Source organism: Streptomyces sp. NRRL B-1347, from assembly GCF_000720325.1.
In the GTDB taxonomy this organism is placed as follows: domain Bacteria; phylum Actinomycetota; class Actinomycetes; order Streptomycetales; family Streptomycetaceae; genus Streptomyces.
On sequence record NZ_JOJM01000012.1, the window covers coordinates 1 to 13,744 of the forward strand.

At 72.5% G+C, this 13,744-nt stretch carries 14 protein-coding genes; 9 read left to right on the top strand and 5 right to left on the bottom strand.

All coding sequences use genetic code 11. From position 1 onward, the window contains the following. Positions 1 to 157: 157 nt before the first annotated feature. The 4 genes from IG74_RS45830 (at position 158) to IG74_RS0113345 (ending at position 5,349) form a co-directional block, all read left to right on the top strand. Complete coding sequence (locus tag IG74_RS45830) at positions 158 to 1,144, top strand: hypothetical protein (protein WP_158857601.1); 987 nt, start codon at positions 158 to 160, stop codon at positions 1,142 to 1,144. 175 nt (positions 1,145 to 1,319) lie between these two features. After that, positions 1,320 to 2,186 carry an endonuclease/exonuclease/phosphatase family protein gene (locus IG74_RS0113335; protein ID WP_030674914.1) on the top strand — a complete coding sequence of 289 codons (867 nt, stop codon included), beginning with the start codon at positions 1,320 to 1,322 and terminating at the stop codon, positions 2,184 to 2,186. 240 nt (positions 2,187 to 2,426) lie between these two features. Then, complete coding sequence (locus IG74_RS0113340) at positions 2,427 to 4,715, top strand: FGLLP motif-containing membrane protein (RefSeq protein WP_030674917.1); 2,289 nt, start codon at positions 2,427 to 2,429, stop codon at positions 4,713 to 4,715. Positions 4,716 to 4,782: 67 nt separating this feature from the next. Next, positions 4,783 to 5,349 (top strand): 2'-5' RNA ligase family protein, encoded by a 567-nt coding sequence (locus IG74_RS0113345; protein ID WP_051854848.1) that lies wholly within the window; start codon positions 4,783 to 4,785, stop codon positions 5,347 to 5,349. Positions 5,350 to 5,353: 4 nt separating this feature from the next. Here the strand turns inward: IG74_RS0113345 and IG74_RS0113350 are convergent, their stop codons facing one another. The 5 genes from IG74_RS0113350 to IG74_RS0113370 form a co-directional block, all read right to left on the bottom strand. Further along, complete coding sequence (locus IG74_RS0113350) at positions 5,354 to 6,388, bottom strand: DNA topoisomerase IB (RefSeq protein WP_030674925.1); 1,035 nt, start codon at positions 6,386 to 6,388, stop codon at positions 5,354 to 5,356. Positions 6,389 to 6,514: 126 nt separating this feature from the next. Beyond that, positions 6,515 to 6,841 (bottom strand): hypothetical protein, encoded by a 327-nt coding sequence (locus IG74_RS0113355; protein WP_030674927.1) that lies wholly within the window; start codon positions 6,839 to 6,841, stop codon positions 6,515 to 6,517. A gap of 225 nt (positions 6,842 to 7,066) precedes the next feature. Beyond that, complete coding sequence (locus IG74_RS0113360; RefSeq protein ID WP_107058934.1) at positions 7,067 to 7,468, bottom strand: DUF6479 family protein; 402 nt, start codon at positions 7,466 to 7,468, stop codon at positions 7,067 to 7,069. 177 nt (positions 7,469 to 7,645) lie between these two features. Then, positions 7,646 to 7,840, bottom strand: a complete 195-nt coding sequence (locus tag IG74_RS0113365; RefSeq protein WP_030674933.1) for a hypothetical protein — start codon at positions 7,838 to 7,840, stop codon at positions 7,646 to 7,648. A gap of 75 nt (positions 7,841 to 7,915) precedes the next feature. Continuing rightward, entirely contained in the window at positions 7,916 to 9,001 is a 1,086-nt protein-coding gene (locus tag IG74_RS0113370; RefSeq protein ID WP_030674935.1) for a helix-turn-helix domain-containing protein, read from the bottom strand. Positions 9,002 to 9,100: 99 nt separating this feature from the next. On the opposite strand from IG74_RS0113370, the gene IG74_RS0113375 reads away from it, so the two are divergent. From IG74_RS0113375 to IG74_RS0113395, 5 genes are all read left to right on the top strand, one after another. After that, positions 9,101 to 10,303 (top strand): MFS transporter, encoded by a 1,203-nt coding sequence (locus tag IG74_RS0113375; RefSeq protein ID WP_030674937.1) that lies wholly within the window; start codon positions 9,101 to 9,103, stop codon positions 10,301 to 10,303. A 331-nt stretch (positions 10,304 to 10,634) separates the two neighbouring features. Beyond that, on the top strand, positions 10,635 to 11,159 hold the full coding sequence (locus IG74_RS0113380) for a hypothetical protein (RefSeq protein ID WP_030674940.1): 525 nt from the start codon (positions 10,635 to 10,637) through the stop codon (positions 11,157 to 11,159). A gap of 216 nt (positions 11,160 to 11,375) precedes the next feature. After that, on the top strand, positions 11,376 to 11,858 hold the full coding sequence (locus tag IG74_RS47900; protein ID WP_158857603.1) for a hypothetical protein: 483 nt from the start codon (positions 11,376 to 11,378) through the stop codon (positions 11,856 to 11,858). 8 nt (positions 11,859 to 11,866) lie between these two features. Continuing rightward, a complete protein-coding gene (locus tag IG74_RS0113390; protein ID WP_234334325.1) occupies positions 11,867 to 12,874 on the top strand; it encodes a hypothetical protein in 1,008 nt (335 codons plus the stop codon). 184 nt (positions 12,875 to 13,058) lie between these two features. Next, a complete protein-coding gene (locus tag IG74_RS0113395; protein WP_030674950.1) occupies positions 13,059 to 13,670 on the top strand; it encodes an HAD-IA family hydrolase in 612 nt (203 codons plus the stop codon). Positions 13,671 to 13,744: the final 74 nt, after the last annotated feature.

The window sequence follows — 13,744 nt, forward strand, 5'->3', positions numbered from 1 at the left end:
CGTGGAGTTCGAACAGATCATCAACCAGAAGCGTGCCGAGGCCCGTTCACGGACTCACGCCGCATAGACGAAGACTCCACGCTCCCAGGGGATTGCCAGGTGCGCCCCTTCCACGAGCTGTTCCCGGTGCGTGGTGGTCGAGGCGGGGGGACACGAGATGCAATGGTGGGACGCGGAGCATCAGCGCTGGATCGAGGGTGAGGCCGGGCCGTATCCCCCGTACGGTACGACGGGTTCGGACGGCGGCGGCCCCCAGGGCGGCACTCAGGACGGCGCCGGGAGCCCCGTGCCGCCGCCGGACATGTGGCCCTGGGCCGAGACACAACCCGGGACAGGCGGAGGCCCCGGCTTCGCGCCGCCGCCCGGGCCCGGGTACGTCATGCCGCCGTACCCCGGCCGCCCGCCGGACCCGGTGGCGCCGCCGGACGGCCCGTCGCGGCGGCGCCTTCCCCTGACGGCTGTGCTGCTCATCTGCGCGACGCTGGCCGGCGGGGTCGGCGTCGGCGTCTGGGCACTGATCCGGAACGAACCAGGGGACAACGAGGGCGGCGACAGACGAGCGTCCATCAGCGCCCCGGCCAACCCCGGTACCGCGACGCCAGGCACTCCTGACCGGACGAACGAGCCGGGAACCCCGTCCCGGACGGATGACCCCGGCACTCTGGAGCAGTCGACGCCAGGCGTTGCCCGACCCGCCCCTGGATACAGCGCGTCGCTGGATCCGCTCGGCTTCACGGTCACGGTGCCGGACGGCTGGGAGCGCTCGGAGGAGGCGCGGGAAGGCCTGCCGACCGTGGTCACCTACACCTCCCCGGACGGAACGAGCGCGCTCGCCCTGTTCGAAGTCATGGAGCCGACACCGCAGTCGTCGTTGCAGGAGGCGGAGGACAATCCGGCCTACGGCTACGCGTCCCGCCGCTCCGGATACGAGGTCCTGGACCGGACTTCCGGCGACAGCTGGGCGCGGCTCTCCTTCCGCTACGACTCGGAACAGGGGCCCCGACAGGTCGTGGACCACCGCTTCGAAGCCATGGACACGACGTTGTACGCGATCGTCTCCAGCGGCCCGGAAGGCACCGACGTGCAGAGCAGGCTCACGACGGCCGTCACCTCCTTCTGCCCGGCGGACGCGGTGTGCGGGTGAGCCGGAGACGGCACCCGCAGGGCCCACCTCGGACCGTCGCCGCCGGACCGCACGGCCCCGCTGCCTGACAGACATCGCCGACGAGTTCCGGTACTCCCCGTGTGTCGCTCACAGACACGTCCCATAACCTCGTGCATGGAGACGCCAGGTGTCACGTGTATCCATATGGGAGGCGATGGTGCTCGCAAGGGGCGCGCGGTTGTTCGCGGGCGCGGGGGTCTTGGCCTGCATGGTGCTCGTCGGCCCCAGCGCGCCGAGCGGTGCCCTCTTCGGCAGGTCTGCGCCCGTCGAAGCGGTCAGGGACGTCGTGCCGAACCGCGTGATGACGTGGAACATCTGCAACCCCTGCGGGGACACCAACGTCGGCCGGGCCGCGGAGATCGCCGCGTACGCGCCCCAGGTGATCGGCATGCAGGAAGCGTGCGTACGTGATGTCGAGAGGATCCGGGACCATCTGAGGAACCTCTACGGGCTGGTCTACCACGTCGAGTACGGGTCGGTCCTGCGGAACCGGGGCCGCTGCGGGGGATGGCCGTGGAGCCCAGGAGCCTTCGGCCAGGCGATCCTCTCGGCGGCGCCGATGAAGGACCGGGTGAACGTGGAGTACCCCGACGGCGGGTCCGAGGACCGCGGGTACATGGCCGTCACCACCACGGTGGGCGGCGAGTCCGTCCGGGTCTTCAACACGCACCTCGCGCAACGGCAGCAGGAGACGGTCCGGGCAGGACAGGCCGCGGTGCTCGCCGCGGCGGTCGCCCGGCACGACCGTGCCATCGTCCTCGGCGACTTCAACGCGGTGCCGGACGCTCCCGAGCTCAGCCGGATGTGGGCGCTGGCCACGGACACCGACCCCCAGTGCCACCCCTCGCTCGTCGGCGCCTGTAAGCCGACCACCGACTGGCGCAGCAAGTTCGACTACGTCTTTCTGCGTGGAATCGCCCCGCTCAGGCATCGCGTGCAGGCCACCCCCTACTCGGACCACGATCTGCTGCACACCGACCTGGACCTGAAGAAGAGGCCTTCCACCACCGCGAATCGGTAGCGCGGAGCGCAGAACGCCGGGAGCGGGCGCGTGTGCTGGGAGCGCGCGGCCCCGGCGAACGCGCGGTCGCACCACGCTGCGCCCCCACGGCCGGAAACGACCGGCGGCCGGTCGTTCGTCTCAAGGGGGAGAGCCGAGGGGGCGCGGCCTGGGGAGGCCGTGCGGGCATGGGGGTGCACGGCCATGGAGCGGATCGGACGAGCACGAAAGCGGCGGTTATGGGGGGCGCTCCTGGGGGCGGTGCTCCTCATCATCACGGCGGCGATGCCGTGCGTGGCCGTGGTGGGCGGCGCCGCGGCCCGGACCGTGGCCGGTGTCCGGGAAGACGCCACGCCGGAGCCGTCGGCCACACCAGCGTCCCCCTCGGACACGCAGCCGGTTCCAAAGCCCTCGGCTACCCCGACGGACGGCACGGACCCGCCTCCGCCCCCCGACCCCGTACTGGGCCCGCCGGGCGAACAGGTGCTGCCAGGCGAGACGTTCACGGCCGTCGGCAGCGACTTCGACTGCTCCGCCGGGGACGGCAGCGCGGGCCCCCTCACGTTCACCGTCGAGGGGCAGGCCCCGGTGACCGTGTCGGTGGGGGACGGCGGAGGCTTTCAGCAGCCGGTCTCCGTCCCGACGGACGCCGCTCCTGGACGGTACGGGATGACGGCGGTCTGCGCGGCCGTGGCGGGGGCGCCCACCGCCGCAGCGGCGTTCGAGGTCCTGGAGGCGGCCCGGCCCGATCCGCGGATCTCCCTGTCCTCCGCTTCCGGGCCGCCGGACGAGCATCTGACCGTCCGGGGCACGGGGTTCGTGTGCGGCGCGGGAGCGGGCGTCGACGTCCTGTGGGACGGCCGGGCCGTGGCGGGCGGCACGCCCTCCGAGAGCGGCAGCGTCACCATCCCGCTGCACGTCCCGTCCGGCGCCTCGGAGGGCGCGCACGAAGTGACCGCGGCCTGCCGGACACCGGCGGACGTCCGCGCCTCGGCGAGCTTCAGCGTGGACCCGCCGGACGAAACCGAGCCGACGGACGACCCCCGCGAGGTCACGATCCACATGGCCGACTACCCGGCCGCCTGCGCCAAGGGCTCGATCGTCATCGGCGGCCGCCGCCTCGACACCTGGCTGGACGCCGACTCGGTCGAGGGCGGAGCCGCCAAGGGGCACTGGGAGCTGATCGACCTCCACGCGCTGATCCCGACGGACATGACCGGCCGCCGGGACGTGGGCGTGAAGTGCGCGGGCCGGGCCTGGGAGAAGGCAGGCGTGATCACCCTTCCGCCGCCGATCCAGCTGTCGGTCTTCCAACTGCCCGTGGGGTCCACCCGATTCCCGGAGGGCGAGACAGGCCCGATCAAGCCGTCGCCCTCGAAGGACCCCACGCGTGATCCGACCGGCGGTTCGCAGACGCCGGGCGGAGGCGACGGCGGGCAGGACCCGGACGACAAAGAGGCGAGTACCGCGCAGCCCGACGACGAGGAGGGGGACGGCGGCGGTGCCAAGAGGCCGCCCAGTGACGATCCGGACCTCGGCCTCGTCGGAGCCCTGCGCACCCCCGCCGATGTCTCCTGGGCGTTGAAGGACCTGGCCGGATCGGTCGGCATGGCCGCCTGGTTCCTGGTGGTGGTCCTCCTCTTGGAGAGGGCCTTCCCCTCCCAGCTGGCCGACAACGCACTGGGGCGCTGGTGGCTCCGCCGCCAGGCGCGGAGGCGGTCCCGGCCGCCGAGGCTGCCCGGTTGGGCCAGGGTCTGCGGATTCGCGCTCCTGGGCGGCTCCTTGGCCGTCTGGGCCGACACCAGGACCGGCCTGAGTTCGACGACCGCGATCAAGACCGCTGGCGCGGCCGCGGGGATGCTGGTCATCCTGGTGGCCTACGAGAAGACCAAGGACTCCTTGCTGAGCCCCCGGCGGAGCGGATTCCGTTCCGAACTGCGCGTGGTCCCCGCGGGTCTGGTGCTCGCGGGCCTGATGACGGCGATGTCCCGATTCCTGGAGTTCCCGGTTCCGTACGTGTACGGCCTGGTCGCCGTCTACATGGTGCTCAGGTCGCCCCGCCGAGGATCCGGCGACCCCGACGGCGGACTGCCCAAGGGCCAGGCCGTCCTGATCGGCGGGATCTGCGTAGTGGCCGCCGTGGTCCTCCTCTGGGTGCTGGGCGCGCCCCTGCTCGAAGCCGTCCGGACGGAGCACGCGCAGCCGGGAAGCCTCCGATACGCCCTCGCCTACGCCGTGGGGCTCACGGTCGTCGCCGGCATCGAGGTGGTGGTGTTCGGCCTGCTCCCGCTGTCCGGCATGGACGGCCACAGCCTGAAGGACTGGAACAAGCCCGCCTGGTACGCCTTGTACCTCGTCGGCCTGACCTTCTTCTTCCACGTCCTGCTGCACAGCCTCCACCCGGGAGTGGGCAGCGACCTCGTGGTCGACGGGGACCTGCGCTGGTGGACGCTCGGCATGGCCACCGTCCTGTTCCTGGTCTTCGGGGCCGTCTCCCTGGTGCTGCGCTGGTACGCGGGGCGTGTCGAGAGGCGGCCGCAGACGGCCTGACACCGGCTCCCCGAGCCGGAAGGGAGGGAGCGAGGGAGCACGGTCACCCATGCGATCATGGCCTGTCATGACCACACACGGGGACCTCGCCGACGGTGAGCATGGGGAGCACGGAGCGGACGGAACGGACGGATGGCCGGACGTACCCGGTGACACCGCGCTCACCATCAGGATTCCCGAGGCCGATCCGCTGGTGCGGGCCGGGTTCCCCGCCCATGTGACCGTGCTCTACCCGTTCCTGCACGAGAGCCGTATCGATGCGCGGCTCCAGGGCGAGCTCTCCGCTCTCTTCGCCGGGCACGACGCCTTCACCCTGACGTTCGCCGAGTTCGGCCGCTACCCGGGGGTGCTCTACCTCGATCCGTGGCCGCGCGACCCGGTGCAGGCACTCACCAAGGACCTCACCCAGCGGTGGCCGGAAGCGCCGCCCTACCGGGGGATCTTCGGCGCCGGGCTCGACCCGCACCTGACGATCGCCAACAGCGAGGGCCCCGCCACCCAAGAGGCCGCGTACGACGAGCTGGAGAGCGAACTCGCGCCCTCGTTGCCGCTGGTCTGCCCCGTGCGGACGGTCGACCTGATCGTGTGGGACGGCTTCCGGTGGCAAGGCCGCGCCGAGTACGCGCTCGGGTGACAGCTCACTTCGCCTTGGGCGCCCGCCCGGTGCGGAGCATGCGCAGGACGGCTCGCTCGGCGGGACCTTGGGTCGCCGGGATCCCGTACGTGCCCGTGGCTCCGAGGCGCGGCAGGACGGCGGCCACGGTGACGCCCTCCTCGTACAGCTCGATGACTCGGGGGTTGATGTAGGAGGCGCGGCAGACGGCGGGAGTGTTGCCGAGGTACGTGGCGACCTCCCGGACGGACCGCCCGATGGCGCGCCGACGGGCGGTCTCGCTGTGTACGGCGCCCTGGGACACGGCGAGCGCCACGGCGGCCATGACGGTGGCGTGCCAGGTCCTGAAGTCCTTGGCGGTGATCTCCAGGCCGGCCAACTCCTTGAGATAGGCGTTGACTTCCGCGCCGCTGATCTCGTGCCAGTCGGGGCGCTCCCAGTAGACGAACAGCCGGTCGCCGCCCTCACGGCGGTGCGCCAGCGCGGTGATGCTGCGGCACGCGGAGGGGTCGGCGACCGCTTGGACCTGTTCCTTGCCCTGCTTGGAGGGGTAGGTGAACACGACCTCGCCGCGCTGGCAGCGGGTGTGTTCGCGCAGCAGGGTGGTGAGGCCGTAGGTGTCGTTCAGATCGGCGTAGCGGTCGCTGCCGACCCGGAAGAACCCCAGGTCGAGAAGGCGCACGGCGGTGGCGAGGACTCTCTGCCTGGTGAGTCCGCGGTCACCGAGGTGTGCCTCCACGGCCTCCCTCACCCGTGGCAGGCGGTCCGCGACGTCGAGGACGTGCTCGTGCTTGGCCTGCTCCTGTTCGGCACGGAACTGGGGGTGGTACAGGTACTGCCGTCGTCCTGCGGCGTCCGTGCCGACGGCCTGCAGATGACCGTTCGCCTTGGCGCAGATCCAGACGTCCTGCCACGCGGGCGGGATCACCAGGGCCTTGATGCGGTCCAGTTCGGCGGGGTCGCGCACGGGCCGACCCCGCGGATCGAGATAGCGGAAGCCCCGCCCGTGCCGTGTGCGGGCGTAGCCCGGGTCGGTGGGGCGGCAGTGGGAGAGGCGCAAGCGAACCTCCTGGCGCGCGGGTCGCCGACTTCGCGTCGCATCCGGCGGGCACGAGTACCCGCCGTGCGCGCACCTGAACCGCTCACGGGCGGCGTGGAACCGGGCTCGCTGCTTCGGGCCGGCCGCTCAGTGGCCGAGGGCCCGCTTCAGTTCCTTCTTGTTCATCGACGAGCGGCCCTCGATGTTCTTCTTCTTGGCCTCCTCGTACAACTGGTCGCGGGTGGGGCCCTGGGATCCGCTGTGCGAGCGTTCGCCGCCGCGCTGGTATGCGGACTTCTTGTCCTGCGTCGACGTTTTGCTGGCGGTCTTGGACTCGCCTGCCCGCGCGCGTTCCTTGTTGACCGTCCGTGCGGCGATTTCCTTCGCGCGCTTGGTGGATTCTCCGCGCTCCTCCGCGCTTTCCTTGATGTGCTCGTACTGGCGCTCACGCTTCTTGCTGGATCCAGCAGGCATGGGACGAGCCTCTCTTCGGTGCTGCCTCTTGTGTGTCGTCCGTCGTGGCTGCGCGGGTCTCGTGAAGGCGCGGGCTCGCACACGCGGCACCGCGTCGTCGGCGCGCGACGAACGCCTGCCCCTCCACTCTCGGCGCAAACGGGCGGGCCCGCCTCTTGGGGCCGCACGACGGCGACGAGGCGGGCACGGGCCCTGCGGCGGCGACCTCGGGGACAGGCCGGTCCGCTATCCCAGGCCGCCGCCCCCGAAGCTGCTGCCGCGGCCTTTCCTGTGGTCCTTGGGGTCCTGCGAGGCGCTGGGGTGCGTGCTCGACTGGCCGTAGCCCTCTTTGAGCTCGTGCGGGGTCAGCCAGCCGCCGTCGTGCGGCACTTCGTCCGGATCCCGATACTCCCGGACTTCCCTGACGGGGCCGCCCTCGGGGAGGTGCGGCTGCTCGTCGGGACGTGGCCGCCGGGCCTCCCGCGCCTGCACGCGGCGGCCCCAGATGAAGGCAGCGATAAGAACGCCGACCACGGCAAGACCGGCAATCCACATCAGCAGCGCTGTGCCGGACGAGGCAGCGAGTTCCCACTCCATGGTCTTCATATAAGTGTTGTACCCGTCCCTGTCCGAAAAATAGCCGGTCATGCATTCCTCCCGATGAGCCGATGGAAATCTCGGCCGCGTACTAGGAAGCTTCGGAATGGGTATTCCCTCGATGTCTCCGGAATCCCTTTCCCATTGGCCCGCAGGGAATACGGCATGCGCGGGGTGGCATGAAATTGCGGTGGCCCGGGCGAGCCGATGCCGTCCGCGCCCGTTGGGTCAGCGGAGTGACTCCTCGGGGTGGGCCTGCGTCTTCAGCCGCCAGTACTCACCCGAGCAGCCCGCAGGAAGCGGCGGGAACCGGTGCGACTTCACATCGGTGCTCCAGTGGTGCTCGCCGCCGCAGTCACATTCGTAGATCCCGCTGGAGGGCACGACCTCGCCGGGATGCCATGTCGTCTTCTCCTCGTCCATGACTCCAGGTCTACGTCGGCCTCCGCCGCGCCGCGACCGGGGCGAGGGCGGACCTGGGCGCAGCCGGACCTGGACTCAGCGCAGTACGGCAGCCAGCAGATCCGTGCCCAGCGTCGACAGGTCCGGCACCTTGAGGGCGTGGCGGACGTAGCGTCCGTGCCGTCGGGAGGTGAGGAGGCCCGCGCGGCGGAGGGCGGCGAGGTGGCGGGAGACCTCCGGGCGCGAGAGTTCCCAGGCGTGGGCCAGTTCGCCGGTGGTGTGGGGGCCGCGGGCCAGGGTGCGCAGCAGCCGTAGCCGCAGCGGATGGGCGAGGGCCTCGAGCCGCAGGGTGACCGTTTCCAGCGATACGGGCTCCGACGGGTGCGCCTCGGCCACGGGGTACTGCACCACCGGCTGCCACCCGGGCGCGTGCACCACGACCAGGTGCGGACTGCCGAAGACGCTGGGAATGAAGGTGACCCCGGTGCCGTGGGCGGACGTCGCCTTGTCCTGGAGCTTGTCCACGACGATGCAGCCGCCGTCCGGTGCCAGGGCGACCGCGCCGGACGCCGACGCGAGTGCCGCCCCGACGCCCTGGCGCTTCAGCAGGTCGTGCTTGAGGCGCAGATCGGTGGCGAGCCGCACGGCGACACCCGTCCAGGCGGCGTCGAAGAACGCGTCGGCGCACTCTTCGAGGGTGTGGCGCACCCGCGCCCGCACGGCTGCCGGGTCCGCGAGCAGTCGTTCCGCGAAGGCCTCCTGCCGCGCGCCACGGGCCTGCGCCAGGTCCAGGGCCCGCTCGCGCGCGGTCGCGTCGGTGAGGGGCGACGGCACGGCGGAGCGAAGCCGGTTGCTGCCGCACGTGGTGACGAGCGCGGCGGTCACGTACGCCTCGTCGTCGATCCGGTCCACGTCGTCCAACTCCTCGGCGAGCGTCGGACGGGGCCTGGCCGGCAGCAGGAAGTCCGCTTGCGAGGAACGCCAGAGGAACTCCGCCTCCCGCAGCCGCTCGGCCAGCTCCGGCCGCAGCCCGGCCCAGACGTCCCCGGCCCATCCGGCGAACTGCGGATGGTGCCCGGGTTCGGCCAGCACGTGCAGCATCGCGGTCAGTTCGGCCAGCGGGGACGCGGCGAACCGCAGCCGCTCGGACGGCAGACCGCTGATGTCGATCCTCAGCGTCATCCGCACATCATCACCGACCGGTCGGCGGGCACCCGCGTCGGTTGACGGGGTCCGTCAACCGACGAGGTCGGCCGCGCTGTCGTACGCACCGTTGGCGCCATGGCAACCACCACCAAGATCCGGCCCCGCGCCCTCGTCGAGGCCTCCGGAGGCCCCCGCTACGCCGTCGCCCTGGCTGTCGACGCGCTCGGCACCGGCCTGTTGCGGCCCTTCCTCCTGCTCTACGGAGTGACGGTGCTGAAGCTCTCCGCGCCGGCCACCGGCATCGCCATGACGGCCGGCGTCGTCGTGGGTCTGGTGTGCATGCCCGCGGTGGGCCGTTGGCTGGACCGGGGCGCGCGCAGCACGGTCGTCGCGGCGTCGATGCTGGTACGGGTGCTGGGGGTGGCGCTGCTCCTGGCCACGCCCGCCGGGCACGTGGGGCTGTTCGCGGCGGCGGCGCTCGTCCTCGGCGTCGGCAACCAGGCCTGGCCCGCCGCCCACGCGGCGCTCGTGGCCACCGTCGCCCACGGCCGGGAACGCGACACCGCTCTCGCGGCGGGGCGCGCGCTGCGCAACGCCGCCCTGGGCGTGGGCGCGCTCATCGCCACCGCATGCCTGGCGGGCGGCACCGCCGCGCTGCAGGCGCTGGCAGCGGTCACCGGCCTCGCCTACCTCGCCGCGGCGGGCCTGGCCTGGTCGGTCCGCCTGCGCGCACAGCCGGCCGCCGCCCCGGCGCCGAACGGGGACACCGGGCCCGCGCCCCGCATGCGCGCGCTCCTCGCCGCCAACGTGATCTACGTCTTCTGTCTCAACGTCCCCGAAATCGCGCTCCCGCTGGTCCTGGTGACGCAGCTGCACGCGTCCCCGGTGTGGTCGGCGGCCATCTTCGTGGCCAACACGGTCCTGGTGGTCACCCTCCAGCTGCCGCTCACCGTCCTGCTGTCCCGCTTCTCCCGCCGGACCGTCCTCGCGCTCGCGGGCGTCGTACTCGCCGCGTCCTACCTGGGCTTCCTCGCGGCCACGTCCCTGGGGCACGGCTGGGGTGCCCCGGCCGTCGCCGTGGTCTCCGTGGTCTGCACCCTCGGCGAGATCGTCTACGCGGGCAGCGCCACCGCCCTCGTCACGCACCTCGCGCCGCCCCATGCCCTGGGCCGCGCCCTGGCCCGCTTCGAACTCTCCATGGGCTTCGGCCTCGCCGTCTCCCCGATGGCCATCACCGCCCTCGCCCCGCACGGCCCGACGGCCCTCTGGGGCAGCCTCGCCGCGGCCACGCTCGTCTCGGCCTCGGCTGTCGCCGGGGAGAAGAGCCAAGAGCGTTAGCGGCTTGGCTCCGGCGGTGGCCCGGCGCTCGGATGGAATGAGCACCTCCGGCACCTGTTGGTGCCAACTGGTGCCACGGCGGATCGCGCCGGCGCGGCCGCATATACGGATGTGCGCCATGTCTCCTCCGGTGCGCCAACTGATGGCGCGCCCCTGACCTGCTCTTTTGTCGATCCAGTCATGTCGTGGCGCCACTGGTGATGTGCATGGCGCCATAAGTGGCTCGCTATGGCGCCATGGGTGTGCCATGATGGCGGCATGAGGGGGTGCTCCTCGGTCTCGCAGGCCGGGGAGCGCGCGTTTCGCGGAGCGTCATCGAAGGGGTCGGATCATGGAGACAGCGCAGAGCCAGCAGCAGGTGGCGGCACCGGGCGCCTTCGTCGCCTTCGCCCGCTTCGTGCTCTGCGGCGGCGGTGTGGGCCTCGCCTCCAGCTTCGCCGTGGCGGGTCTCGCCTCCTGGCTGCCCTGGGCCCTGGCCAACGCCCTGATCACCGTGGTCTCCACGCTCCTCGCCACCGAGCTGCACGCCCGCTTCACCTTCGGCAAGGGCGGGCGCGCGACCTGGGGCCAGCACATGCAGTCGGCCGGGTCCGCGGCGGCGGCGTACGTGGTGACCTGTGTGGCGATGTTCGTCCTGCAGCAGCTGGTCGCCGCGCCCGGCGCGGTGCTCGAGCAGGTCGTCTACCTGTCCGCCTCCGCGCTCGCCGGAGTCGCCCGGTTCGTGGTGCTGCGCCTCGTCGTCTTCGCGCGGAACCGCTCGCGGACCGCGACCGCCGCCACCACGTCTCCCGTGCACACGACCGTGGCCCGCGCCGCGGCCCCGGCGGGCCCCGCGGTGCTCTGCCGGGCCGCCTGACCGGGCCGCTCGGCCCGGCCCTACCGGACCGGCGGGTTCAGGCCCGCACGTTCGGACCGGTACGCGCACACCGGGAAGACGTACGGCGTCCAAAGCCCGGACCCTCCGCCAAGGAGCTCAGATTCCCTACGCCGGGTGCGCACGGTGCTGCGGTCCGCCCGGCGCGGTGGGATCCTTCCGGCAGGCAGCGTACGTACGGCTGTCCAGGGGGATTCGATGCGGACGAAGCGACGCGTCAGGGGTGCGGGCGCGGTGGGCCTCACGGTGGTCCTCGTGACCTGCGGGGTGTCGGGATGCGGGGGAAGCGCCCCCGGGGGAGGGGCGCCGACGGACCCGCGCGGCGGCTCCGACCCGCCGACGTCCTCCTCGCTCAGCTCCGCCCAGTCCGGTGGTTCCGGCACGGACGCGCCCGGCGAGAGCACCGGCGGAGGCGAAGGCGGGGACGACATCCCGCCGGTCCCCGCGCCGTCCGTCGCGCCTGGGGGTGGTGGCACCGGCGCCGGTGGCATCGGTGTGTACCCCAGCGGGGACACCGGCGGCACGGGCGGCGGCGATCCGAGCGCCTCCACCGGCGGCTCCACCACAGACCCTCCGCCACCGTGCGGCGATCCCGCCGCCACCGCCGACGCCTCCTGCCCGCCGGCCTCCGCACCCGGAGCCTCGGAGATCGCTCCGCCCACCGCGGGCGACGGGTCCTGAGGCGGCCGATGGCAGCGCCGGAACCACCACCGCGAAGACCTGGTCGTACGACCTCACCGGGCGGGGCGGGCCCGCGCCGCCGCCCGTCGCCCCGGCGCCGTGTGCGCGGCCCGGCCCGACCGGCACCGCGTCGGCCACGGGGGCGGCGGCCGCCGGACCCGTCGCCGACGGCCGACACCGGCGGACACCTGGAGTACGCCAACTCCGCGCTCGGCGCGGGCTCGTTCGTCGTGGCGCTCATGCTCTACGCGGGATACCTCTACGTCGACGCGTTCTACAGCTACTTCCACCTGGGCACGTTCGCCGTCGGGTTCGACTCGCTGGAGTTCGCGCTGCGGAGCCTGCGGCTCGTCACGCTGCCGGTGTTCGCCACCCTCGCGGGGCTCGTCCTCATCCCGTACACGCCGGATCTGCTGGCGCTGCTCGGGGTGCCGGAGCGGCGCGTGCGGGCCGTCCGGGAGTACGGCCACACCCTGGCGCGGCTGCACCCCTTCCTCGTCGTCGGCGGGGTTGTCCTCATGGCGTTGTGGCAGCCGCTCCGCGGCCTCAACTGGCTCGCGCCCCTGTGCGTCGCCGTGGGTCTGCTGCTCGGGCAGACCTCGGCGGCGACCACCCGCTCGCCCCGGCGGCGCGCGTGGGAACGGGCGGTCTCCCTCGTGGTCGCCGGGGTGTTCCTGATGTGGGTCGTCGCCCTGGTGGCCGTCGACCTGGGCCGCCGGGACGCCCGGCGCGCCTCGCACCGCCTCGTGAGCCGCGTGGCCGTCGTCGTCCTCAGCACCGAACGGCTCAGCCTGACCGGCCCCGGCGTCGTCGACGAGAACCTCGGCGAGGGCCTGCGGTACCGCTACCGCTACAGCGGCCTGCGGCTCCTGGTGGAGCGCGACCACCGCTACTACGTCCTGCCGCTGGGCTGGCGGAAGGACAGGGACGCGACGTTCGTCATCGAGGACGACGACACGGTCCGCGTCGAACTGCGGCCCGGCGTCCGGCCTCACGGGGCGAGTCCGCGGGGTTGATAGGCCGCTGGGTCCTCGTCAGGGGCCGGACGAGTTGCGCGACAGGGCTGTCACAAGCATCGAAGATCACTTGACGTCGCCGGGGAGGCAGAGGCGACAGTGTCCGTCAGTTGATCAAGTGAGCGGGCGGCATGTGTGCGCTCGCGGCTTGGACCAGGAAGAAGAACGAAGAGGGGGAGTTCAGATGACCGCGACCTGCGTCATTCTCGACATCGGCGGCGTACTGGAACTCACGCCCGAGACCGGGTGGGCGCGGCGCTGGGAAGCACGGCTGGAGCTGCCGCCGGGCGCCGTCCACGAGCGGATGCGGGACGTGTGGCGGGCCGGGAGCGTCGGGAGCATCAGCGAACGGGAGGTGCACGCACAGGTGGCGGCCCGGTTGGCTCTCACCGAGCCCCAGGTGACGGCCTTCATGGCCGGCCTCTGGACGGAGTACCTGGGGACGCCGAACGAGGAGCTCATCGCCTACGTACGACGGCTGCGCGGGAGGTGCCGACTGGGCATCCTGAGCAACAGCTTCGTCGGTGCCCGGGAGCGGGAGGCCGCCCTGTACCACTTCGACGACCTGGTGGAGCAGATCGTCTACTCCCACGAGATCGGCATCGAGAAGCCCGACCCGCGCGCCTTCGAGGCCGCGTGCGCCAGCTTGGCGGCCGGTCCGGAGAACTGCCTCTTCATCGACGACGCGGCCGCCAACGTCGAGGCCGCCCGTGCGGTGGGCATGCAGGCACACCTGCACGAGGCCAACGCCGAGACGATCGCCCGCATCGCGGCTCATGTGGGTGCGGAGGCCTGAGGCGGCTCGGCCGCTCAGGGGCGGGCCGCCGCGGCTGCTGGACGGGCATCGGCAAGCGGCTGCCCCGCAGGCTG

Excerpts from the sequence above, each read along its gene's own strand:
- IG74_RS0113380 (WP_030674940.1), top strand. The coding sequence starts at position 10,635 with ATGGAGACAGCGCAGAGCCAGCAGCAGGTGGCGGCACCGGGCGCCTTC.
- IG74_RS47900 (WP_158857603.1), top strand. The coding sequence starts at position 11,376 with ATGCGGACGAAGCGACGCGTCAGGGGTGCGGGCGCGGTGGGCCTCACG.
- IG74_RS0113345 (WP_051854848.1), top strand. The coding sequence starts at position 4,783 with ATGACCACACACGGGGACCTCGCCGACGGTGAGCATGGGGAGCACGGA.
- IG74_RS0113375 (WP_030674937.1), top strand. The coding sequence starts at position 9,101 with ATGGCAACCACCACCAAGATCCGGCCCCGCGCCCTCGTCGAGGCCTCC.
- IG74_RS0113395 (WP_030674950.1), top strand. The coding sequence starts at position 13,059 with ATGACCGCGACCTGCGTCATTCTCGACATCGGCGGCGTACTGGAACTC.
- IG74_RS45830 (WP_158857601.1), top strand. The coding sequence starts at position 158 with ATGCAATGGTGGGACGCGGAGCATCAGCGCTGGATCGAGGGTGAGGCC.
- IG74_RS0113360 (WP_107058934.1), bottom strand. The coding sequence starts at position 7,468 with ATGACCGGCTATTTTTCGGACAGGGACGGGTACAACACTTATATGAAG.
- IG74_RS0113370 (WP_030674935.1), bottom strand. The coding sequence starts at position 9,001 with ATGACGCTGAGGATCGACATCAGCGGTCTGCCGTCCGAGCGGCTGCGG.
- IG74_RS0113355 (WP_030674927.1), bottom strand. The coding sequence starts at position 6,841 with ATGCCTGCTGGATCCAGCAAGAAGCGTGAGCGCCAGTACGAGCACATC.
- IG74_RS0113335 (WP_030674914.1), top strand. The coding sequence starts at position 1,320 with ATGGTGCTCGCAAGGGGCGCGCGGTTGTTCGCGGGCGCGGGGGTCTTG.
- IG74_RS0113365 (WP_030674933.1), bottom strand. The coding sequence starts at position 7,840 with ATGGACGAGGAGAAGACGACATGGCATCCCGGCGAGGTCGTGCCCTCC.
- IG74_RS0113390 (WP_234334325.1), top strand. The coding sequence starts at position 11,867 with ATGGCAGCGCCGGAACCACCACCGCGAAGACCTGGTCGTACGACCTCA.